General features: G+C 45.6%; 1 protein-coding gene. It reads right to left on the reverse strand.

The window, feature by feature from the left end; all coding sequences use genetic code 11:
- On the reverse strand, positions 1 to 285 hold a 285-nt coding region (locus ACNQO6_RS18420; RefSeq protein ID WP_440209909.1), incomplete at both ends, for a hypothetical protein.

The following is a 285-nucleotide window of genomic DNA, read 5'->3' on the forward strand; positions in this document are numbered from 1 at the left end:
TGATGCCATCTTTAGTGATGCTTGGGCCATCTTTGATGGTCAAGCCATTGTTGTTGAGTACGCTGTCGCCAGTCGTTACGCTGTCGAACTTCGCGTCTTTCAACAATTCAATCTTGATACCATCTGCTGTAGTACGGGTAATGACATTTTCACCACTGGTCTTGTCTTCTGCTGTTGCAGCATCCGCTCCACCCACGATGTTTAACTTGTCACCCAACTTACGATGAACATCTTTACCCGCATTGCCAGCAAAGTTCAAACCTTTATTGGTCAGGTCATTTACAC

Source organism: Acinetobacter calcoaceticus, from assembly GCF_051947995.1.
GTDB lineage: Bacteria > Pseudomonadota > Gammaproteobacteria > Pseudomonadales > Moraxellaceae > Acinetobacter.